This window comes from Kitasatospora sp. NPDC057015 (genome assembly GCF_042673745.1).
Taxonomy (GTDB): domain Bacteria; phylum Actinomycetota; class Actinomycetes; order Streptomycetales; family Streptomycetaceae; genus Kitasatospora.
The window spans coordinates 1-20879 of sequence record NZ_JBHUSG010000031.1; the positions used below are offsets into that span (position 1 = coordinate 1).

General features: G+C 73.8%; 23 protein-coding genes. 13 read left to right on the top strand and 10 right to left on the bottom strand.

Going from position 1 to position 20879, the window contains the following annotated elements; genetic code table 11:
• The first annotated feature begins 212 nt into the window (after positions 1-212).
• Positions 213-956 carry a hypothetical protein gene (locus ACFTWP_RS25440; RefSeq protein WP_380267089.1) on the top strand — a complete coding sequence of 248 codons (744 nt, stop codon included), beginning with the start codon at positions 213-215 and terminating at the stop codon, positions 954-956.
• 81 nt (positions 957-1037) lie between these two features.
• Here the strand turns inward: ACFTWP_RS25440 and ACFTWP_RS25445 are convergent, their stop codons facing one another.
• The 9 genes from ACFTWP_RS25445 to ACFTWP_RS25485 all read right to left on the bottom strand — a co-directional run bounded on the left by ACFTWP_RS25445 (position 1038) and on the right by ACFTWP_RS25485 (position 7964).
• Positions 1038-1727 carry a class F sortase gene (locus tag ACFTWP_RS25445; RefSeq protein WP_380267090.1) on the bottom strand — a complete coding sequence of 230 codons (690 nt, stop codon included), beginning with the start codon at positions 1725-1727 and terminating at the stop codon, positions 1038-1040.
• A 156-nt stretch (positions 1728-1883) separates the two neighbouring features.
• Complete coding sequence (locus ACFTWP_RS25450) at positions 1884-2255, bottom strand: hypothetical protein (RefSeq protein WP_380267092.1); 372 nt, start codon at positions 2253-2255, stop codon at positions 1884-1886.
• A 407-nt stretch (positions 2256-2662) separates the two neighbouring features.
• Entirely contained in the window at positions 2663-3004 is a 342-nt protein-coding gene (locus ACFTWP_RS25455; RefSeq protein ID WP_380267093.1) for a TcmI family type II polyketide cyclase, read from the bottom strand.
• Complete coding sequence (locus ACFTWP_RS25460; protein ID WP_380267094.1) at positions 3001-3456, bottom strand: SRPBCC family protein; 456 nt, start codon at positions 3454-3456, stop codon at positions 3001-3003. The genes ACFTWP_RS25455 and ACFTWP_RS25460 overlap by 4 nt, the downstream gene beginning before the upstream one ends.
• A 1-nt stretch (position 3457) precedes the next feature.
• Positions 3458-3721: an acyl carrier protein gene (locus ACFTWP_RS25465; RefSeq protein ID WP_380267095.1), complete on the bottom strand. Its 264-nt coding sequence runs from the start codon at positions 3719-3721 to the stop codon at positions 3458-3460.
• Between the two features lie 103 nt (positions 3722-3824).
• Positions 3825-5072 (bottom strand): ketosynthase chain-length factor, encoded by a 1248-nt coding sequence (locus ACFTWP_RS25470; protein WP_380267096.1) that lies wholly within the window; start codon positions 5070-5072, stop codon positions 3825-3827.
• A 4-nt stretch (positions 5073-5076) separates the two neighbouring features.
• Positions 5077-6333, bottom strand: a complete 1257-nt coding sequence (locus tag ACFTWP_RS25475; protein ID WP_380267097.1) for a beta-ketoacyl-[acyl-carrier-protein] synthase family protein — start codon at positions 6331-6333, stop codon at positions 5077-5079.
• Positions 6330-6755, bottom strand: a complete 426-nt coding sequence (locus tag ACFTWP_RS25480) for a cupin domain-containing protein (RefSeq protein ID WP_380267098.1) — start codon at positions 6753-6755, stop codon at positions 6330-6332. Before ACFTWP_RS25480 ends, ACFTWP_RS25475 begins: the two co-directional genes overlap by 4 nt.
• Before the next feature lie 45 nt (positions 6756-6800).
• A complete protein-coding gene (locus ACFTWP_RS25485; protein ID WP_380267099.1) occupies positions 6801-7964 on the bottom strand; it encodes a SchA/CurD-like domain-containing protein in 1164 nt (387 codons plus the stop codon).
• Positions 7965-8386: 422 nt separating this feature from the next.
• Between ACFTWP_RS25485 and ACFTWP_RS25490 the strand changes: the two genes are divergently transcribed.
• From ACFTWP_RS25490 to ACFTWP_RS25515, 6 genes are all read left to right on the top strand, one after another.
• Complete coding sequence (locus ACFTWP_RS25490; RefSeq protein WP_380267100.1) at positions 8387-10015, top strand: FAD-dependent oxidoreductase; 1629 nt, start codon at positions 8387-8389, stop codon at positions 10013-10015.
• Positions 10016-10185: 170 nt separating this feature from the next.
• A complete protein-coding gene (gndA, locus tag ACFTWP_RS25495) occupies positions 10186-11628 on the top strand; it encodes an NADP-dependent phosphogluconate dehydrogenase (protein WP_380267101.1) in 1443 nt (480 codons plus the stop codon).
• A 114-nt stretch (positions 11629-11742) separates the two neighbouring features.
• Complete coding sequence (locus ACFTWP_RS25500; RefSeq protein ID WP_380267102.1) at positions 11743-12318, top strand: hypothetical protein; 576 nt, start codon at positions 11743-11745, stop codon at positions 12316-12318.
• A gap of 25 nt (positions 12319-12343) precedes the next feature.
• Positions 12344-12787, top strand: coding sequence for a hypothetical protein (locus tag ACFTWP_RS25505; RefSeq protein ID WP_380267104.1), 444 nt, complete (start codon positions 12344-12346; stop codon positions 12785-12787).
• Positions 12788-13019: 232 nt separating this feature from the next.
• Complete coding sequence (locus tag ACFTWP_RS25510) at positions 13020-13262, top strand: chaplin (RefSeq protein ID WP_380267105.1); 243 nt, start codon at positions 13020-13022, stop codon at positions 13260-13262.
• Positions 13263-13457: 195 nt separating this feature from the next.
• On the top strand, positions 13458-13721 hold the full coding sequence (locus ACFTWP_RS25515; RefSeq protein ID WP_380267107.1) for a hypothetical protein: 264 nt from the start codon (positions 13458-13460) through the stop codon (positions 13719-13721).
• 97 nt (positions 13722-13818) lie between these two features.
• On the opposite strand, the gene ACFTWP_RS25520 is transcribed toward ACFTWP_RS25515, so the two are convergent.
• Positions 13819-15468 carry an APC family permease gene (locus tag ACFTWP_RS25520; RefSeq protein WP_380267108.1) on the bottom strand — a complete coding sequence of 550 codons (1650 nt, stop codon included), beginning with the start codon at positions 15466-15468 and terminating at the stop codon, positions 13819-13821.
• Positions 15469-15943: 475 nt separating this feature from the next.
• On the opposite strand from ACFTWP_RS25520, the gene ACFTWP_RS25525 reads away from it, so the two are divergent.
• The 6 genes from ACFTWP_RS25525 (at position 15944) to ACFTWP_RS25550 (ending at position 20693) form a co-directional block, all read left to right on the top strand.
• Positions 15944-16246 (top strand): urease subunit gamma, encoded by a 303-nt coding sequence (locus tag ACFTWP_RS25525; RefSeq protein ID WP_380267109.1) that lies wholly within the window; start codon positions 15944-15946, stop codon positions 16244-16246.
• A 125-nt stretch (positions 16247-16371) separates the two neighbouring features.
• Positions 16372-16683 carry an urease subunit beta gene (locus ACFTWP_RS25530; RefSeq protein ID WP_380267220.1) on the top strand — a complete coding sequence of 104 codons (312 nt, stop codon included), beginning with the start codon at positions 16372-16374 and terminating at the stop codon, positions 16681-16683.
• Positions 16676-18400, top strand: a complete 1725-nt coding sequence (locus ACFTWP_RS25535; RefSeq protein WP_380267110.1) for an urease subunit alpha — start codon at positions 16676-16678, stop codon at positions 18398-18400. Before ACFTWP_RS25530 ends, ACFTWP_RS25535 begins: the two co-directional genes overlap by 8 nt.
• A 13-nt stretch (positions 18401-18413) precedes the next feature.
• Positions 18414-19079, top strand: a complete 666-nt coding sequence (locus tag ACFTWP_RS25540; RefSeq protein WP_380267111.1) for an urease accessory protein UreF — start codon at positions 18414-18416, stop codon at positions 19077-19079.
• Positions 19069-19827, top strand: coding sequence for an urease accessory protein UreG (ureG, locus tag ACFTWP_RS25545; RefSeq protein WP_380267112.1), 759 nt, complete (start codon positions 19069-19071; stop codon positions 19825-19827). Before ACFTWP_RS25540 ends, ureG begins: the two co-directional genes overlap by 11 nt.
• Positions 19824-20693, top strand: a complete 870-nt coding sequence (locus tag ACFTWP_RS25550; RefSeq protein WP_380267113.1) for an urease accessory protein UreD — start codon at positions 19824-19826, stop codon at positions 20691-20693. The genes ureG and ACFTWP_RS25550 overlap by 4 nt, the downstream gene beginning before the upstream one ends.
• The last annotated feature ends 186 nt before the right edge of the window (positions 20694-20879 follow it).

Here is a 20879-nt window from a genome sequence, read left to right on the forward strand (position 1 = left end):
GGAGAGCCGGCACCCTCGGGGTGCCGGCTCTCCCGCACGCCCGGAGGAGGCCTCGGCCTCACTTCTCGGTGTCGCTCCCCGGTGTTCGGCGGTGCCGGGGTGGGCAGCGGCGCTGACGCCTCAAGATCGAGTCCGTTGACGCCCCGGCGCCGTGATCCCTACTGTGCTGACGGCGGCTGCATCGAGCCGTTCGGCGCACATCCGGGGGAATCATGAAGCGCACAGGCGCGGCCGCGGCCGCGGGTCTTTCGGCTGCCGTCCTACTGGTGGCCGGGTGCGGCGGCCCCGGGGCGCCGACCCCGACCGCCGCCACGTCCACCGTCAGGACGTTCGGTTGCCTGACCGAGGAGCAGGGCCGCAAGGGCGCTGTGACCGTGGAGGACCGGGGGAAGACGAACCAGGCGTACTTCCAGGACTCGGACGCCGGAGGTGCCGAGGTGGCACTCGTCTTCTGGCACCAGGACGGAGGCTCGCTGTGCGACTGGGTGCCCTACCTCGGAGGCTTCACCAAGGCCGGCTACGCCGTGCTCGCCTTCACCAGCAGCGGGGACTTCTTCGACGATCTCGGCCCGGCCGACCACTTCCTGGCGAGCAGGGGCTTCTCGAAGATGGTCGAGGTCGCCGCGGCGGGTACGGCTACGGCTCTCCTGGACAAGACGGTCACGCCGGTCGACGGCCCGGTGCGGGCGGTGGTCGCGCTGAGCGCGCCGCAACGCTCCGGAAACTGGGACGCGGTCAGGAGGGTCGCCCTCGGCCACCTGCCGATGTTCCTCGCGGCGGAGGAGGGCGACCCGTCGTCCAGCGGCGACGCCAAGGCGCTGTACGACGCGTCCTCGAGCCCCGGTAAGCAGCTCAAGATCTACCCGGGCACCCGGCACGGCGCGGATCTGCTCGAGGACGGCGCGCTGCCGGATGTTCTGGCGTTCCTGGCCAGGTACGCGCCGCCCAGGAGCTGAGGCCGAGTCGGCCGACCGTCTGCGGTCGGCTCCGAGCAGGTCGGCACCGCACCCCCCTCGACGACCGGAGGGGCGACGGGCTCAGGCCTTGTGCCAGGACTCCAGGTGCGCGAAGACCACGACGTTGTCCAGGTAGTCCTTGCGCTTCTTGTCGTAGGTGCCGCCGCAGGTGATCAGCCGCAGCTCGGCCCGGCCGGTGCCGCCGTACACCTTGGCGTCGGGGAAGGCGTCCTTGGGGAAGGTCTGGACGGAGTCGACCGAGAACACCGCCACCGTGCCGTCCGCGCGGGTCACCTCGACCTTGTTGCCGGGCAGCAGCATCCGCAGCAGCAGGAAGACCGCCGGGCCGGTCCTGGTGTCCACGTGGCCCGCCACCACCGCGCTGCCGCGTTCGCCGGGGGAGGTGCCGGCGGCGTACCAGCCGACCAGGTTCTTGTTGTCCGGGGCGGGCGCGTTGAGCATCCCCGAGGCGTCCAGGGTGAGGTCGGTGAAGGGCGCGTTCACGGCGATCTGGGGGATCTTCAGCCGGGTCGGCGCCGAGCGCGGCAGGGCGGGGGAGGGCTCGGGCTCCTCCGCCGGTGCGGCGGGCTCCGCGGGCGCGGCGGGCGCCGTCGCCACGGCGGTGACCGCGGGCGGTGGGGTCGCCTGCTGGGTCTGCACGGGCGACGCGTCGACCGAGTTGTAGACGAGCAGCGCGCCGACGGCGGTCGCCGCCATGGCCACGCGCAGCAGGACGGGGACGCCTTTGTTCTCCGTGGTCTGATCACCCATCAGAGAGCCTCGCATTCCGGGCGGGTGGAGCGGCGGGTGCGTGGGGCGGACGCCGGGGCGGGGGCGCCCCGGCCGGCCGGTGCCCCACGTACGCCCTGCCGTGGCCGACGCTGGGCGGCGGCCACGGCAGGGTGACGTACGGGGCGGTGCTACGGGTCAGATCGCCGCACCGGTGGGCTTGCGGCGGCGCAGCGCGTACGCGCCGATGCCGAGCCCGCCGAGCAGCAGGGCCGCGCCGGAGGCCATGCCGTTGCCGGAGACGGCCATGCCGCCGCCACCGGTGTGCACGCCGCCGTGCGGGGCCTTGGACTCCTCCTCGGTGGAGGAGGACTCGGGCTTGCCCGTGGCCTGCTTCTCCTCCCAGGTCTTCTGGCCCTCCGGGCTCGCGGCCTTGGCCTGCTTCTCCTCCCAGGTGAGGGTCTTGCCCGCGTCCGGGGAGTCGGCGGCGAAGGCGGTGGCGACGGGGGCGGCCAGGGTGAGCGTGGCGGCGATGGCCGCTCCGGTCAGCAGGGTGCGTGCAGAACGCATGAGGGTCGGTCCTTCCGGCGCGAGGTGCGAGTGCCGACACGGCGTCGGCCAGGGGAATCGCACGGGGCGTCCGTTTCACGGTCAGTCAGATTCCGGGCCGCTGCCAGCTGTGGATGTCACGACACGGTAACGGGCTGGGCCCTTCGAGTGGACAATCGCGATTCTTCACCCGGCTGCCGCGCCATACGGTCTGAATAAGCGTCAGCACTTCGGCGTAACGCTCCGACGGCCCGGGACGCGGCCCGGGATGCGGTCCGGCACGACGGCCGGGAGGCGGTCCGGGCGCGGACATGCCGAGGGCGCCGGCCGGGTCTCCGTGGAGACCGGCCGGCGCCCTCGGCGGTGCCGGCGGTGGTGCCCTGCGGGGTGCGGGCGCCGGTTCGGGCCCGGCGCTCACCGGCGACGGCTCAGCCGGCGCCGCCGCGCTCCCAGCGGTAGAACTCCTTCGCCATGGCGTCCTGCGGGCCGCGCCAGGTCTGCGGGTCGTACGCCTGGACGTACGGCAGCAGCTTCTCGCTGACGTCCCGGAAGGCCGGGTGCTTGGTGTACTGGGCGACCGCCGGGCCGGGCGGCCGGTCCGCCTCCACGAGGTGCAGGTAGACGTCGCCGAACTGGAACAGGCTGCGGCCGGTGACGCCGATCAGCTCGGGCAACTCGCCGGCGTCGGACTGCGCGAAGACGTCGGCGATGCCGGTGGCGCCGTCGGGCTTCATCCGGGCCACGATCAGCGTGCGGTACGTGCCGCTCATGCGTCGGCCGCCCGCTTCTCGACCTTCTCGCGGATCAGCTGCATCTGGATCCGGGAGTTGCGGTTGATGTGGTTGGTCATCCCGTTGTCGTCCACCGGCGCGGTGGGCTTCATCGCGAAGTCCTGGATCCAGCGCATCCGGGTGCCGCCCGGTGCCTCGGCGTACTCCCAGCGGATGTCCATGAACTCGAACGGCCCGGGCTCGACCCGCCGGGCCTTCACCGCGAGCCCGGGGCGGTCGGTGGTGCGCTCGGAGACCCAGCTCCAGATCTGGCCGTTCTCGTCCGGGTGCATGGTCAGGCGGAACGTGGTGCTCTCGCCCTCCCGCTCCAGCACCTCGACCGAGGCGTACTCGCTGAACAGCTGCGGCCAGTTCTCCAGGTCGTTGGTGATCTCCCAGACCAGGTCGACGGGCGCGGCGATGACGATCTCGTTGTCGGTGTGTCCGGGCATCTCAGGCACCAGCCTTCGTGGCGAGGGAGCTGTTGACGACGTCGATGAACTCGGCCGGCGTGCGGGACATCTCGGCCCCGGCGGTGATCCGGGCGCCGTGGCGGTTCTCCAGTTCGCCGACGATGCCGAGCAGGCCGAGCGAGTCGATGCCGAACTCCTCGAAGGTCGCTTCGGGCCGGCTCTCCATGTCCGCCGGGTCGACGGTGATGCCGGCCCGGGTCCTGATCAGCGAGGCGAGTTCGGTATGGGTGAGGGCGTTGCTCATGAGGCTGTTCTCCTGCTCGGTTCGTCGATCGGTCGGGCGGTCGGCGCCGGGCCGGCGCCGCCTCCTGGCGGGCGGTGCCGGACGGGCGTCGGGACGGTCGGGCTCAGTTCCGCTCGCCGCTGCCGCGGCGCAGTACCAGGGCGGCGTTGGAGCCCATCAGCCCGCGGCTCAGCACGAGCGCGGTGCGCAGCTCGGCCGGGCGGGCGTGGCCGGTCACCAGGGCCAGGTCGTGGCAGACCTCGGTGACGTTGGGGGTGGGCGGCAGCACGCCGTCCTCCATGGCCAGGACGGCGGCCGCCACGTCCAGCGGCGGCGCGCCACAGTAGGCGCGCCCGATGCCGGCCTTGGGGGCCGTCACCGGGACGCGCTCGGCGTACGTGCCGAGCGCGTCGGTCAGCGCCAGCGCCTCGGCGCGGTCGGCCGCCGGGACGCCCAGGGCGTCGGCGAAGACCACGTCGATCTCCTCGGGGGCGCACCGCGCCTCGTCGAGGGCGATCCGGATGGCCTGCACCAGCCCCGCGCGGGACTCCTCCCAGCGGGAGGCGCCGGTGAAGGTCGCCCCGTGCCCGGCCAGCACGGCCCGGACCTTGGCGCCGCGCCGGCGGGCCGCGGACTCGTCCTCGACCATCAGCATCGCCCCGCCCTCGGCGGGCACGAAGCCGCGGGCGCCGGCCGAGAACGGCAGGTAGGCCCGCGCGGGGTCCTCGCCGAGGCTGAGCTCGGGGTAGCCGAGCTGGCAGACCATCGAGTACGGGGCGAGCGGCGCCTCGGCGGCGCCGACCACCACGGCGTCGGTGCCGCGCCGGACGGCCCGTGCGGCGTGCGCGAGCGCGTCCAGTCCGCCGGCCTCGTCGCTGGCGACCACACCGCACGGCCCGCGGAACCCGCCGCGGATCGAGATCTGTCCGGTGCTGGCCGCGTAGAACCAGGCGATGGACTGGTAGGGGCCGACGAACCGCGGCCCCTGGCCCCAGAGTTGCTGCAGCTCGCGCTGTCCGAACTCGCCGCCGCCGGAGCCCGCCGCGGTGACCACGCCCACGCCGTACGGCGCGTTCTCGTCGGGTGTGAACCCGGCGTCGGCCACCGCGAGGTCGGCCGCGGCCATCGCGTAGTGGGTGAAGCGGTCGGTCTGCACGAGGAAGCGGCCGTCGATCGCGGTACCGGCGTCGAAGTCCCGGACCTCGCCGGCGATCCGGAGCGGGAGGTGCTCGCAGCCCTCGCGGGAGATCCGGTCGAGGACGCTCACGCCCTGCCGGGTCGCCTTCCAGAAGGCGTCCGCTCCGACGCCGCTGGGGGCCACCACGCCGAGGCCGGTGACCACCGCCCGGCGCTCCTGTTGACGTGCCGTCATATTCTCACCCCGTCCTGCTCAGCACTACGGCGGACTGGAACCCGCCGAACCCGCTGCCGACCGACAGGATGTTGCGCAGCGGCAGCTCCCGCGCGGTCCGCGGCACGTAGTCGAGGTCGCACTCCGGGTCCGGGGTCTCGTAGTTGGCGGTCGGCGGCACCACGCCGTGGGCCAGCGCGAGGGTGCAGGCGACGACCTCGATCGCCCCGATCGCGCCCAGCGAGTGGCCGACCATCGACTTGATGGAGCTCATCGGCGTGCGGTAGGCGTGCTCGCCGAGCGAGCGCTTCACCGCGGCCGTCTCGTGCCGGTCGTTCTGCTTGGTGCCCGAGCCGTGCGCGTTGACGTAGTCGACGTCGGTGCGCTCGACCCGGGCGTGCGCCAGCGCCCGGTCGATCGCCTCGGACATCTCGTGGCCCTCCTGGGTCAGGCCGGTCATGTGGTACGCGTTGCCGAAGGTCGCGAACCCGCCGAGCTCCCCGTAGATCCGGGCGCCGCGCCGCCGGGCGTGCTCCAGCTCCTCCAGGACGAGGACGGCGCCGCCCTCGCCGAGGACGAAGCCGTCCCGGTGGGCGTCGAACGGCCGGGAGGCGTGTGCCGGGTCGTCGTTGTGCTCCGAGGTCGCCTTGATGGCGTCGAAGCAGGCGACGGTGATCGGCGAGATCGGCGAGTCGGAGGCGCCGGCGACGCAGATGTCGGCGCGCCCCTCCTGTACGGCGTGGAAGGCGTAGCCGATCGCGTCCAGGCCCGAGGTGCAGCCGGTGGAGACGGTCTGGACGGGCCCCTGGGCGCCGGTCTGCTCGGCCACCGCGGAGGCCAGGGTGCTCGGCGCGAAGGCCCGGTGCAGGTGCGGCTCGGCCTGGCGGTGGTCCACGTCCCAGCGGGCGCCGGAGGCGCTCACCAGGGCGTAGTCGTGCTCCAGCCGGGTGGTGCCGCCGACGGCGGTGCCGAGTGAGACGCCCACCCGCCACGGGTCCTCGGCGGCGAGGTCCAGTCCGGAGTCGCGGACCGCCTCGGCGGCCGCCACCAGCGCGAACTGCACGTACCGGTCGGCGCTCTGGACCTGGGCCAGGCTCAGGCCGTGCTCGGCCGGGTCGAAGTCGCACTCGGCGGCGATCCGGGAGCGGAAGCCCTCCGGGTTGAAGAGGGTGATGCCCCGGGTGGCCGTCCGCCCGGAGGTGAGGAGGTCCCAGAACGCCGGTACGCCGACGCCGCCGGGGGCGACCACGCCGATACCGGTGATCGCCACCCGCCGGGTCACGAGGCCACCTTGGCGTGTTCCGGCGGGCCGGCCTCCAGCGTCTCCTCGGTGTCCACGTGCCCGAGCTCGGGCCGCGGGGCCAGCGGGCCGCAGTGGAAGACCATCCGCGCCTCGGTGTCGCCGACGTTGCGGAACCGGTGGCGCATGTTGATCGGGATCATGAGCCCCTGGTCGGGCTTGATGCTGTGCGTGACGCCGTCCAGGTCGACTTCCAGATCACCCGAAACAACGTATACGAACTCCTCGGAGTACGGGTGGTAGTGCTCGCCGATCCGGTCGCCCGGCTGGATGATCGCCAGACCCATGAACCCGCTGGTGGAGCCAGAGACGGTCGGAGTGAGCATGGCGCGGATGTCGCCGCCCCGCCGGCGGTTGGGCGCGGCGTCGTCGACATGCACGATCGGTGGGTACTGCGTGGTCATGGCTGTTCCTCCAGGTGGGTTCGACGGTTTCGGTGCCGGAAGGGGTCAGGCGTCGGGCGAACGGCGGTCGGTGACCAGCCCCATGTCGCAGGCGGCCAGGAACCGGGCCACCCCGGCGGCGGTCCGCAGGTCGCCCTCCGCGCCCAGGTCGAGCAGGCTGCCGAGCACGGTCGCCTCGCGCTCGCCGCCCACCCCGAGCGCGGCGGCCGGCTGCGCGCCCGCGTCGGCCCGCAGGTCCACCACGCGGACCACGGTGTCCTCGCGCTGGAAGACGGTGCTGCCGATCACCGGGTTGCCCGGGTCGCCCGCCGCCAGCCCGTCCTGCTCGGCCAGCAGCTTGGCCACCGCCGGGCCGTTGCCCTTCTTCACCGGGTAGACCACCGCCTGGCGCTCCACCTCCCCGCGCACCGGCGCGGCCGGCGGGACGTGGTGCGTGGCCGGCAGTGCGGCGCGGGCGAAGAAGGCGCGGGCGGCCTCCGGGTTGCCCAGCTCGCGGTCCTCCTCCAGGTACGGGTTGATGGCCTCCTCGACCGCGCGGATCTCGGGCTGCATCGCCACGTGGCGCAGCGCCGCACCCAGGTCGCCGACCACCTCGACCGCGCGCACGACCCGGTTGCCGTGCATGAACAGGGAGGTGCGGCGGAGGCTGGTGGTCTCGTCCACGACGGCCTGCGGGGAGGTGTAGCCGGCGAGGATCTTCGCCACCTTCTGCTCGCTGCCCGGCTTGACCGTGAAGGTCAGGGCGTGCCGGATCACCCCGTCCGGGCCGGGCGTGACCTGCGGCATGCCGGGCGCGCCGGCCGCCCGCGGCGAGCCGGCCCGCACCTCCTGGGGCTTGCGGGTGCCGGTGGCGCCCTTCGCCGAGGTCTCGCGCAGGATGTTGTAGCGCAGCGAGCGGAACCGGTCGCTGACGCAGCCGTGCATCGGCTTGACCATCTCGCGGTGCGCCGGGCTGTCCACCCAGGCCAGGAACGAGTCCGGGTCGTTCCACTCGCTGGTGATCAGCCACTGCCGCGGGTCGTCGATCGACTGGCACAGCTGGTCGCTGACGTGGCCGGGAACCGAGGCCACCAGGTGGCGGAGCTTCTCGTACACGTCCAGGAAGCGCTGCTGCGCACCGTCCTGGATCTCCAGCATCAGGACCACCCGGAGCCGGGATTCGTCGAGTTCGGCGTGCTGCTGCAGCTGCGGTTCGGACAGAGTCGTCATGATCCACTTTCTGTGTTCGGGGCCGCGTCCGCGGTGGTCCGCCGAGTGGCTCGGCCGGCTGCGGGAGGGCGACGGGAGTAGCGGTCCGGGCGGGGGGCCCGGCGACGGGCCGGAGCGGTGGAGTCCGGGCGGGGGCCCGGTACCCGGACCGCCGGTCGGGTCCGCGGGAGGGGACGGTCTCCCGCGGGACGTGCCGGCTGCGTACCGGCGGCCGTCGTCCGGGCAGGGGTCCAGGCCTGAGTTCGATCGTGCGGCGCCGCCACGGACGGCGCGAGATATGCGGTCCATCCGAGCGACGAGCACGAACAACCACCCGCCGAGGGGGGACGGTAGGACGGGGCACCCGCGTCCGGGGCCCCGTCGGCGGACGGTGGCGAACACGCCGCCAGGCCGCGCATCCCCCGTACAGGCTGGAGCAATTGATGAATCCAAAGGTGGACGACCGGGTGCCGGTCCTGATCGTGGGCGGGTCACTGGTGGGGCTGTCGGCCTCGCTGTTCCTGGGCCGACTGGGTGTCAGACACCTGCTGGTCGAGAAGCACTCGGGCACCTCGCATCACCCGCGTGGACGCGGCAACAACGTCCGGACGATGGAACTGATGCGGGTCGCCGGAGTCGAGGCGGGCATCCGCGAGGCGGCCTCGGTGCTGGCCGAGAACCACGGCATCCTGCAGGCGCACAGCCTCACCGGCGACGACCAGGAGTGGCTCTTCCGGGAGATCGACCCGGGGGGCAAGCTGGCCAGGTTCAGCCCGTCCTCCTGGTGCCTGTGCAGCCAGAACGACCTGGAACCCGTCCTGCTGCGGCAGGCCCGCGAGCTCGGCGGCGACCTGCGCTTCGGCACCGAGCTGGTCTCCTTCGAGCAGGACGCCGACGGGGTCGCCGCGCTGCTGCGCAGCCGGGAGACCGGCGAGGAGCGGACCGTCCGGGCGCAGTACCTGGTCGCCGCGGACGGGCCGCGCAGCCCGGTCCGCGAGCGGCTGGGGATCGGCCAGTCCGGCAAGGGCGAGCTCTTCCACAACGTCAGCATCACCTTCCGGGCGAAGCGGCTGGCCGAGGTGGTGGGCGACCGGCACTTCATCGCCTGCTACCTGACGAATCCTCAGGCCGACGGGGCGCTGCTGCCGGTGGACAACCAGGAGCAGTGGGTCTTCCACGCCCCCTGGCACCCGGAGCACGGGGAGCCGATGGAGGCGTTCACCGACGAGCGCTGCATCGCGCACATCCGGGCGGCGACCGGCGTCCCCGGACTGGACGTCGAGATCACCGGAAAGGCCCCCTGGCACGCGGCCGAACGGGTCGCCGACCGGTACTCCGCCGGACGGGTGTTCCTCGCCGGGGACTCCGCCCACGAGATGTCCCCGACCGGCGCGTTCGGCTCCAACACCGGCATCCAGGACGCGCACAACCTCGCCTGGAAGCTCGCCGCCGTCCTCGGCGGCTGGGCCGGCCCGGCCCTGCTGGAGAGCTACACCGCCGAGCGCCGCCCGGTGGCCCGGGTCACCGCCGAGCGCGCCTCCGCCCGCTCGGCCGAGCACAGCCACCCCGGGTACGACGCGGTGCCCGGCACCGGCCGGCAGGCCGGCGTCCTGGCCGTGGCCCTCGGCTACCGCTACCCCGAGGGCGCCGTGGCGGGCGGGGACCCGGACCAGCCGGTGGTGCCCGAGGGCTTCCGGCCGACCGGCGAGCCGGGCAGCCGCGCACCGCACCTGTGGCTGCTGCGCGCCGGCGTACGCCTCTCCTCGCTGGACCTCTACGAGCAGGCGATGGTCCTGCTGACCGGTTCGCAGGGCACGGCCTGGCAGGCGGCCGCGCGCCGGGCCGCCGACCGCCTCGCGGTGCCGCTGGACGCCTACCGCGTGGGCACCGGTGCGGAGGACGACCTGGCGCCCGAGGCCGGCGCGGACTGGGCCGAGCTGCACGGGGTGGGCCCCGACGGCGCCGTGCTGGTGCGCCCCGACGGGTTCGTGGCCTGGCGCTCCACCGGCGCCGCGGCCGACCCGGAGGAGGCCGTCGGCCAGGCACTGCGGACGGTCCTCGGACTGGGCTGAACCGCCCCGGGCCCGGCGGAGCGCCCAGCGCGCCCCGCCGGGCCCGGCCGTCCGTCCGGGTGCGGGCCGGCCCCGGCCCGGGCAGAGTCGAACCCGGTGGACGCACCCCCACCGGCCGCGGCGTCCCCCCGCCCGTACGCCCCACCCCCGGACGACTTGGAGTACCCCTCATGGCAGCGCAGTCCCAGGCACAGGTCGGCGTCACCGGACTGGCCGTCATGGGCCGCAACCTGGCCCGGAACTTCGCCCGGCACGGCTACCGGGTGGCCGTCCACAACCGCACCGCGGCCCGGACCACCGCACTGGTCGACGAGTTCGGCCACGAGGGTGACTTCGTGCCCGGCCTCACCACGGAGGAGTTCGTCGCCTCGCTGGAGCGCCCGCGGCGCATCGTGATCATGGTGAAGGCGGGCGGGCCGACCGACGCCGTCATCGACGAGCTCCTCCCCCTGCTCGACGCGGGCGACGTGGTGGTGGACGGCGGGAACGCGCACTTCCTCGACACCCGCCGGCGCGAGCAGGCGCTCCGCGAGCGCGGGCTGCACTTCGTCGGCAGCGGCATCTCCGGCGGCGAGCAGGGCGCCCTGGAGGGCCCGAGCATCATGCCGGGCGGCACCGAGGAGTCCTACCGGGTGCTCGGCCCGCTGCTGGAGGACATCTCCGCCAAGGTGGACGGCGCACCGTGCTGCACCCACATCGGCCCCGACGGTGCCGGTCACTTCGTCAAGATGGTGCACAACGGCATCGAGTACGCCGACATGCAGCTGATCGCCGAGGCCTACGACCTGCTGCGGCACGGCGCCGGCCGGCAGCCCGCCGAGATCGCCGGGATCTTCCGCGACTGGAACGGCGGGCGCCTGGAGTCCTACCTGATCGGCATCACCGCGGAGGTCCTCGCGCACACCGACGCCGCCACCGGGAAGCCCTTCGTCGACGTCGTCCTCGACCAGGCCGAGCAGAAGGGCACCGGCCGCTGGACGGTGCAGACCGCGCTCGAACTCGGCGTGCCGGTGAGCGGCATCGCCGAGGCCGTCTTCGCCCGCTCGCTCTCGGGCAGCCCCGACCTGCGCGCCGCGGCCCGCAGCCTGCCCGGCCCGACCGAGACCTGGCTGGACAGCGCCGCGTCCGACCGCTTCGCCGAGGACGTCGAACAGGCGCTGTACGCCTCGAAGATGGTCGCCTACGCGCAGGGCTTCAACCAGATCCAGGCCGGCAGCGCCGAGTACTCCTGGGACGTCGATCCGGGCGCGACGGCGGCCATCTGGCGGGGCGGCTGCATCATCCGGGCCCGGTTCCTGGACCGGATCACCGCCGCCTACCGGGCGGACCGCCGGCTGCCGACCCTGCTGACCGACGAGTACTTCCGCGAGGCCCTCGCCGGGGCCCAGTCCGGCTGGCGCCGGGTCGTCTCCACCGCCGCCCAACTGGGCGTACCCACACCGGGGTTCGCCACCGCGCTGGCGTACTACGACAGCCTGCGCGCCGAGCGGCTGCCGGCCTCGCTGGTGCAGGGGCAGCGCGACTACTTCGGGGCGCACACCTACCGGCGGACCGACCGGGACGGGAGCTTCCACACCCTCTGGGGTGAGGACCGCCGGGAGGAGCGGCGCTGATCCGCCGCGCGGCCGTCGCAAGGCCGGGTTCGCCCGGGATCGCGGGTTTGCCCTGGCGTCGGGCGGCAAGGCGTCAGGGACAGCCACCCGCCCACGACCGGAAGGCCCGAGCCCATGACGTACGAGGAGAGCCAGCCGCGCAGCACCGATCCGCGCAGCACCGACCAGCTCAGCACCGATCCGTTCACCGCGGATCCGGGGCCCACCGATCCGGGGCCCACTGATCCGGCCGGCACGGATCCGCGCGGTGCCGATACGCCCACCGCCCCGGCGGACCGTGCCGACGCCCATCTCGCCGTCGGCACACCGGAGGCGCACGACCCGCAGTCGCTGGTAGACGACGCCGAGGCGGCCCAGGCAGCGCTGGGCCTGCCCGTCGAGCAGCACGAGCCGCGGCGCGCCGCGGCTCCGTCCGGGGACCGCTTCGAACTGCCCTTCGACGACCCGGAGAGGCCGGCGAGCCGGGCCGGACGGGTCGCGGACGCCGCCGGTCGGGCCGGTACGGCGGGCCTGGCGGGGATCAGGCGCGCGGCCGAGCGGCTGCGGTCCGCCCGGCTGCGGCGCCGGGAGCCGGAGTTCCTGCGCCGGTTCGAGGAGCCGCCGCCGGCCGGCGTCCCGTACCTGCTGGTGGCCGGGCTGGCCGCCGGCGGGGTGGCCGCGGTGGTGGTGCTGCGCCGTCGGCGCGGCTGACGGTGGGACACCCCGAGACCGGCTCGTGATCATTCTCCTTGGCAGGGCCACCGCGCCCCGGCGCACCGACCCCGCCACCGGTACCACCTACGCCTCGGTCCGCAAGCCGATCGGCCGGGCCGTCCCCGGCATCGCCCGGTACACCGGCCTGCCGCGCGGTGTGCTCGGCGACGACCTCGTCCCACCGATCCGCCGGCTCGCCGCGCTGTGGGGCCAGTTCACCGGCGCGGCCCCGCTCACCCCGGACGGCGAGGGCCGGATCCGCCCGGACACCTTCGAACCGGCCGACCACGTCCGGGCGGCCGTGGCCGAACGCCGGGAGAGCGCCGGCACGGAGACCATCGCCGGCCTGGCCGACCTCGACCGGGTCCGCACCGAGGTGCGGCGGCTCCACGGATTCTCCGTGCCCGACGTCGACTGCACGGCCCCGGTCGCCACCGACGTCCCCTGGCCGGACCACACCCTCTGACTCCCGTGACTCCCGCCGGGGGGAGCGCCGGCCAGGTCCGCTCGTCCGCCGGGGTCCGCCGGTCGGGTGTCGAGGGTGTCCGCCGTCCGGCTGACGGGTTCACCGCATCGGGTGAACCGGGCCGCCAACACCGGTCCGGGGCCGCTGTTCTGCCGAAGAGCAAGTGTCCGGTGATCGCGTCGTCGCGGCCCGGAAGCTCCGTTTCGTACCCCTCAGCTTCAGGAGACATCTCATGACCGCTCTTCTCAGGACTCTCGCCCTGACCGCCGCCGCGGGCGCCGTGGTGCTCGCCGGAGCCGGCGTCGCCGGTGCCAGCGCCGGTGCGCAGGGCGTCGCCGCCGGCTCGCCCGGCGTGCTGTCCGGGAACCTCATCCAGGTCCCGGTGCACGTGCCGGTCAACCTGTGCGGCAACAGCATCGGCGTCGTCAGCATTCTGAACCCGGCCTTCGGCAACGGCTGCGTCAACGCGGGCTGACCCGCCCCGGCCGGTGACGGGCCGGCCCCGCTGTCCCGAGCGGGGCCGGCCCTGCGGCGTGCCCGGTGGGCCGTGCCGGTACCGGGGACGCGTTCGGACCGTCACGGGCGTCCTGCCGTGCGAGGACGGCCCGGGCCGGGAGAATCGAGGGACGGGCCGGCCGAACGGGCCGCCGTCGACCGGAGAGGAACCACCATGCCCGACTTCCAGCCCGAGGACGACCGCCTGATCGTGAAGCCGCTCGACGAGGCGGCCCCGGCGGACGCGGAGACCCGTAGGGGTGAAGTGGTGGCGGTCGGTCCCGGCCGGCCGCTGGAGGCGGGCCGGCCGCACCCGGTCGCCGTCGCGGTGGGGGCGAGGATCGTCTACAGCAAGTACTCCGGTGCGCGGATCCAGGTGGACGGCGTGGAGTACGTCGAGCTCCCGGAGGACGAGATCCTCTCCGTCTCCGCGGAGTAGCCGGCGCCGGCCCGCGGCCGCGCGACGGCGGGGCCCGCCGGACGGGCCGGCGGACCCCGGGTGACGCGGGCCCCGGAGGCGGGGGAGGGGTGGCCGCTCAGTGGCCGCCCGCGTCCACCACCTCGATGTCCTCGACGTTGCGCTCGATCTCCTCGGCGGGCAGCGCCACCCGGATCGCCCAGAAGTAGACCGCCAGCGCGAAGGCGCTCACCACGGCCATGTCCCACCACATCGGCAGGTTGCCCCGGCCGTCACCGAAGCCGCCCTGCCAGGAGATCAGGCCGAGGCCGACCAGGTAGACCGGCAGCCACTGCGCGGCCCGCCAGTCCAGCCGGGGAGCGTTCGGCAGTCCCTTGCGGATCGCGTAGGCGGCGTAGCCGCCCAGCAGCGCGTAACCGAGGACGATCGCGATGCCCAGCCGGGAGAGGGTGTGCCAGCCGGCCCAGTAGATGATCAGGCTGGCCACCACGAAGGCCAGCGGGGAGATCACCCCGCCGGCGGGCAGCCGGTAGGAGCGCTCGCGGGCCGGCAGCCGGCGGCGCAGCGCGCCGAAGGCCAGCGGGGCGCCCGCGTACATCAGCACACTGGCGGAGGTGATGAAGCCCACCAGCTCCTGCCAGCTGGGGAACGGCAGGAAGCAGACCACGCCGGTGACGAAGGACAGGATCAGCCCGAACCACGGCACGCCGCGCCGGTCGAGGCGCTCGAAGGCCTGCGGCGCGTAGCCGTTCTTGCTCAGGCCGTAGGAGATCCGCGAGGTCGAGGTGGTGTAGATCAGGCCGGTGCCGCCGGGGGAGACGATCGCGTCGAAGTACAGCACCCAGGCGAGCCAGCCGAGGCCGACCAGGGTGGCGAGGCCGGCGAACGGCCCCTCGATGCCGGGGAAGTCCAGCTTGTCCCAGCCGTTGGCGAAGGAGCTGACCGGCAGCGCGCCGATGAAGACCACCTGCAGCAGGACGTAGATCAGGGTGCCGATCGCGACCGAGCCGAGGACGGCGCGCGGGATGTCGCGCTTGGGGTTGCGGCTCTCGCCCGAGATCTGGATGGCCTGCTCGAAGCCGAGCAGCGCGAAGATGATGCCGCTGGAGCTGATCGCCCCGAGCACGCCCTTCATGCCGAAGGGGGCGAAGCCGTGCGAGGTGAAGTTGCTGCCGTGGAAGTTGGTCACGGCCAGCACGAAGATCGTGAGCAGCGGTACGAAGATCTTCAGCCAGGTGGCGACGCTGTTGGTGTGGGCCAGCACCCGCACACCCAGGAAGTTGACCGCGACGAAGACGCCCATCAGGAGCACCGCGACGACGAAGCCGCTGGTGGTGAGCGTGCCGTTGTCGTTCAGGAAGCTCTTGGCGAAGTCCCAGTGGCCGGCGTAGCCGATCATGGCCTCGACCTCGATCGGCGCCACGGTGGCTGCCTGCAGCCAGGAGAACCAGCCGAACGACATGCCCGCCAGACCGCCGAAGGCGTAGTGCGGGTAGCGCGCGGTTCCGCCGGCGACCGGGAAGAGCCCGCCGAGCTCGGCGTGCACCAGGGCGAGCAGCACGATGGCGACCGCTCCGATGCCCCAGGAGATGAGCGCTGCCGGCCCGGCGACGACCACGGCGTTCTTGGCGCCGAACAGCCAGCCGGAGCCGATGATCGAGCCGACGGAGGCCCACAGGAGGCCGATGAGGCCCACCTCGCGGCGGAGGGAGGGCCGGGTTCCGGGGGTGCCGGTGCCGGGCGGGGAAAGCTGATCGAGGGTTGCCATGCGCCATCTCTCTGTTGGGTGGGAAGTCGGAGAGTGGCCACACCCTAGGTGTATTCATAGGGTTATACATAGATTTCATTACTGAATATTTACCTTTCACCGCGTACATTCCCGCAGGTAGGTGGCCGGATGAGGGAGGGCTCGTTACGTGACTCGCGAGTAGTTCCACGATTTGAGCGGGAATTGAGCTTTCAATTGCCGGCCTGGCATTGTGGAGGTCCGGTCGGGTTATAGAAATTGCTCCCCGTGCATACCGATGCCCGACGTGTACGGCCAGCCCCCTGACCCGGGGGCCGTTCGTCCGCTACGGTGTCGGACACAGATCCACCTCCCGCGTGCGGGCCGGAGGGCGGTCGCGCCGGGCGGTGCTGCCCGCGCATCCCCACCCACGCTCCGGACCACGCCCGCGCGCCCGAGGCCACCCGCGGCACAGCGCTGTGTCCGCGCCCTCTGAACTCCCCCGAGGTGCGCGCAGATGAGACTCACCCCCCATGAGCAGGAGCGCCTGCTCATCCACGTCGCCGCCGACGTGGCCCGCTCCCGACGCGCCCGAGGGCTGCGGCTCAACCACCCCGAGGCGGTCGCGCTGATCACCTCGCACGTCCTGGAGGGCGCCCGGGACGGGCGCACCGTCGCGGAGCTGATGGAGTCCGGCCGCCACGTGCTGGCCCGGGCCGACGTGATGGAGGGGATCCCCGAGATGATCCCGGACGTCCAGGTCGAGGCGACCTTCCCCGACGGCACCAAGCTGGTCACCGTCCACGGGCCGATCCGATGACGCCGGGCTCCGACGTCGGCGTGATTCCCGATGACGTGATCCCCGGTGGGGCGGCCGCCGGCGGGACGGTGCTCGGTGACCCGGCGCCCGGTACGGCGCCGCTCGGTACGGCGGCGTCCGGTGAACTGGTGCCCGGTCAAGTGCTTTACGGCGAGGGTGACATCGCCCTCAACGCCGGTCGGCCGGTCACCCGGCTGATCGCGGTGAACGCCGCGGACCGGCCCGTACAGGTCGGCTCGCACTACCACTTCGCCGAGGCCAACCCGGGGCTGGAGTTCGACCGCGCCGCCGCGTACGGCCTGCGGCTGAACATCCCGGCCGGTACCGCCGTGCGCTTCGAGCCGGGCATCCCGGTCGAGATCGAACTGATCCCCATCGGCGGCCGGCGCGAGGTCGCCGGGCTGCGCGGCGAGACCGGAGGGCCCCTCGATGCCTGAATCGCACGCGCTGCGCCTCGGACGGGCCCGCTACGCCGACCTGTACGGCCCCACCACCGGCGACCGGATCCGGCTCGGTGACACCAACCTCCTGATCGAGGTGGAGGAGGACCGCAGTCGGGGCGGCGACGAGGCCGTCTTCGGCGGCGGCAAGGTGATCCGCGAGTCGATGGGCCAGGCCCGCACCAGTCGCGCCGAGGGCGCCCCCGACACCGTGATCACCGGCGCCGTGGTGCTCGACCACTGGGGTGTCGTCAAGGCCGACGTCGGCATCCGGGACGGTCGGATCACCGCCCTCGGCAAGGCCGGCAACCCGGAGACCATGGACGGGGTCCACCCCGCGCTGGTGATCGGCCCGGAGACCGAGGTGATCTCGGGCAACGGCAGGATCCTGACGGCCGGCGCGATCGACGCCCACGTCCACTTCATCTGCCCCCAACTCGCCGACGAGGCACTCTCCTCGGGCATCACCACCCTGGTCGGCGGCGGCACCGGACCGGCCGAGGGCACCAAGGCGACCACCATCACCCCCGGCGGCTGGCACCTCGCCCGGATGTTCGCCTCGATGGACGACCTGCCGCTGAACATAGGCCTCCTGGGCAAGGGCAACACCGTCAACACCGCCTCGATGCACGACCAACTGCGGGCCGGAGCACTCGGGTTCAAGATTCACGAGGACTGGGGGGCGACGCCCGCCGCGATCGACGCCTGCCTGCGGGTCTGTGAGCAGAGCGGCGCCCAACTGGCCATCCACACCGACACCCTGAACGAGGCGGGCTTCGTCGCCGACACCCTCGCGGCGATCGCCGGCCGGGGAATCCACGCCTACCACACCGAGGGCGCCGGCGGCGGGCACGCCCCCGACATCATCACCGTGGTCTCCGAGCTCAACGTCCTTCCCAGCTCGACCAACCCGACCAGGCCGCACACCGTCAACACGGTCGACGAACACCTCGACATGCTGATGGTCTGCCATCACCTCAGCCCGCACGTCGCCGAGGACCTGGCCTTCGCCGAGTCCCGGATCCGCCCCTCGACGATCGCCGCCGAGGACGTGCTGCACGACCTCGGCGCGATCTCCATCATCAGCTCCGACTCGCAGGCGATGGGCCGGATCGGCGAGGTGGTGATGCGGACCTGGCAGACCGCGCACGTGATGAAGGCCAGACGCGGCGCGCTCGCCGGCGACGGCCGGGCCGACAACCACCGCGCCCGGCGCTACGTCGCGAAGTACACCATCAACCCGGCCGTCGCCCAGGGGCTCGACCACGAGATCGGTTCGGTGGAACCGGGGAAGCTCGCCGACCTGGTGCTCTGGACGCCCGCCTTCTTCGGGGTCAAGCCCGACCTGGTGGTCAAGGGCGGCCAGATCGCCTGGGCCCAGATGGGCGACGCCAACGCCTCCATCCCCACACCCCAACCCGTGCTGCCGCGGCCGATGTTCGGGGCCAAGGGGCGGGCGCCCGCCGGCAACTCGATCAACTTCACCTCGCCGGCCGCCCTCGACGACGGCCTGCCCGAACGTCTCGGCCTGGGCAAGCAGTTCACCGCGATCAGGAACACCCGCGGCGTCACCAAGGACCACATGGTCAACAACACCGCCCGGCCCGACGTCAGGGTCGATCCCGACACCTTCACCGTCACCATCGACGGCGAGGTCGTCACCCCCGCACCCGCCACCGAACTGCCGCTCGCACAGCGGTACTTCCTGTTCTGATGAGCAGCCCCCGATGAGCCTCGCAGCCCTCCTGCTGCTGTCGGACGGGCGGTTCCCGGCCGGCGGCCACGCCCACTCCGGCGGCGCCGAGGCCGCCGTCAAGGCCGGCAGGGTCCACGACAGCGCCAGCATGGCGGCCTTCCTCACCGGCCGCCTGCACACCAGCGGCCTCACCGCGGCCGGTCTGGCGGCCGCGGCAGCCGCCGGACACGGCCACGCCGAGCTCGACGAGTCCGCCGACGCCCGCACCCCCTCACCCGCACTGCGCGCCACCAGCCGACGGCTGGGCCGCCAACTCCTCAGGGCGGCCCGGGCGGCGTGGCCGCACCCCGACCTCGAACGGCTGGGCGCCGCCCACCCCGGCGGCGCCCACCAGCCCGTGGTGCTCGGCGTCGCCGCCCGCGCGGCCGGGCTCACCCCCGAGCGGGCCGCCGCCGTCGCCGCCTACGAGAGCGTCAACGGCCCGGCCACCGCCTGCGTACGGCTGCTCGGTCTCGACCCCTACGAGGTCGCGGCCGCGCTCGCGCGCCTCGGACCGCAGCTCGACGCCGTCACCGCGGCCGCCGTCGAGGCCGCCGGCCACCCCGACCTCGACCGGCTGCCCGCCACCTCCGCACCCCTGCTCGACCTGTACGCCGAGCAGCACAGCTCCTGGAAGGTCCGTCTCTTTGCATCGTGACCACGTCGATCCCCACGACGCCCCCGTTCGCCACACCTTCGCCGCGCCGGCCGGCGCCGCCGGTACCGCCACGGTCACCGCCGGCACCGCCGTCCACGAGCCGTCCCACCCCGACGCGGTGGGGCAGGGCGCCCGCCGCGCCCTGCGGATCGGCCTGGGCGGCCCCGTCGGCTCCGGCAAGACCGCCACCGTCGCGGCGCTCTGCCGGGTCCTGCGCGAGGAGTACTCGCTGGCCGTCGTCACCAACGACATCTACACCACCGAGGACGCCGAGTTCCTCCTCCGCAACGCCGTCCTGCCGCCCGAGCGGATCACCGCCGTCGAGACCGGCTGCTGCCCGCACACCGCCATCCGCGACGACATCTCCGCCAACCTGGAGGCGGTGGAGGACCTGGAGGCGGCCCTCGGCCGGATCGACCTGATCCTGGTCGAGTCCGGCGGCGACAACCTCACCGCCACCTTCAGCCGGGGCCTGGTGGACCACCAGATCTTCGTCATCGACGTCTCCGGCGGCGACAAGGTCCCGCGCAAGGGCGGGCCCGGTGTCTCCACCTCCGACCTGCTGGTCGTCAACAAGACCGACCTCGCCCCGCTGGTCGGCGCCGACCTCGACGTGATGGCCCGCGATGCCAGGGCCCAGCGCGGCGAACTGCCCACCGTGTTCTGCGCGCTGACCGCGCCCGACGGCGTCGAGCCGGTGGCCCGGTGGGTCCGCGCCCGGCTGGCCGAGTGGCGTACGCCCCGATGAGCAGCGCCCTCGCGACCGGCGCCCCGGAGGCGGGCACCGGGGCGGGCGGCGAGCGGGCGGCCGGCACGCCCGGGCACCGCGCGCCCGGGTACCCCGTCCCTGCGGCCGCCCGCCCGCCCGCGGCCCTGACGGCGCGCGCCCGGATCACCGCCGAGCCCGACGGGCGGGGCGGCACCACCCTGCCCGTGCTGGCGGGCGCCGGGCCGCTCGCCCCCCGCCGCACCCGGGGCGAGGGGCGGACCGCCCACGTGGTCATCGTCGGGTCGATGGCCGCCCCGCTCGGCGGCGACCGGCTCGCCGTGACGGTGGACGTACGGGCGGGCGCGGCGCTGAGGGTCACCAGCGCCGCCGCCACCATCAGCCTGCCCGGCCCCGGACCGGCCCACTACGAGGTCGACCTCACCGTGGGGGAGGGGGCCCGGCTGGACTGGCTGCCCGAGCAGGTCGTCGCCGCCACCGGGAGCCACCTGGTGACGCACACCCGGATCACCCTGGCCGCCGGCGCCGAACTGCACTACCGGGAGGAGCAGATCCTCGGCCGCCACCACGACTGGGCCCGCGGGAACCCGCCCGGGCGGCTCACCTCCCGGCTCACCGTCCGCCGGGCCGGGCGGCTGCTGCTCGACCAGCAGACCGACCTCGGCCCCGGCGCCCCGGGCTGGGACGGCCCGGCCGTGCTGGCCACGTACCGCACGGCGGGCCAGGTCCTGACGGTCGCTCCCGACGGAGGGGCAGGCCCCGTCCGTCCGCCGACGGACGACTCCGCGCTGCTCGTCCTGCCCGGCGTGGCCCACCCGGGCGCGGCCCGACTGCTCACGGCGGTGGCACCGGACGCCCTGGCACTGCGCCGGGCGCTGGGCGGGTAGCTGTCGGGGTCGGTCGGTCGGTCGGTCGGACGGACGGACGGTCGTGTCGGGGGTGATGCGGGGCGCCCCGCGGCACATCCTCTTCGTCTCCTGGAGCCGGGGCCATCGTGGAGGGCTCAGATGTTCGATGCTGCGTCAGTTCTTGATTACTGGATCCGAGTTGATGCAGCCGACGACCGTCGGGTG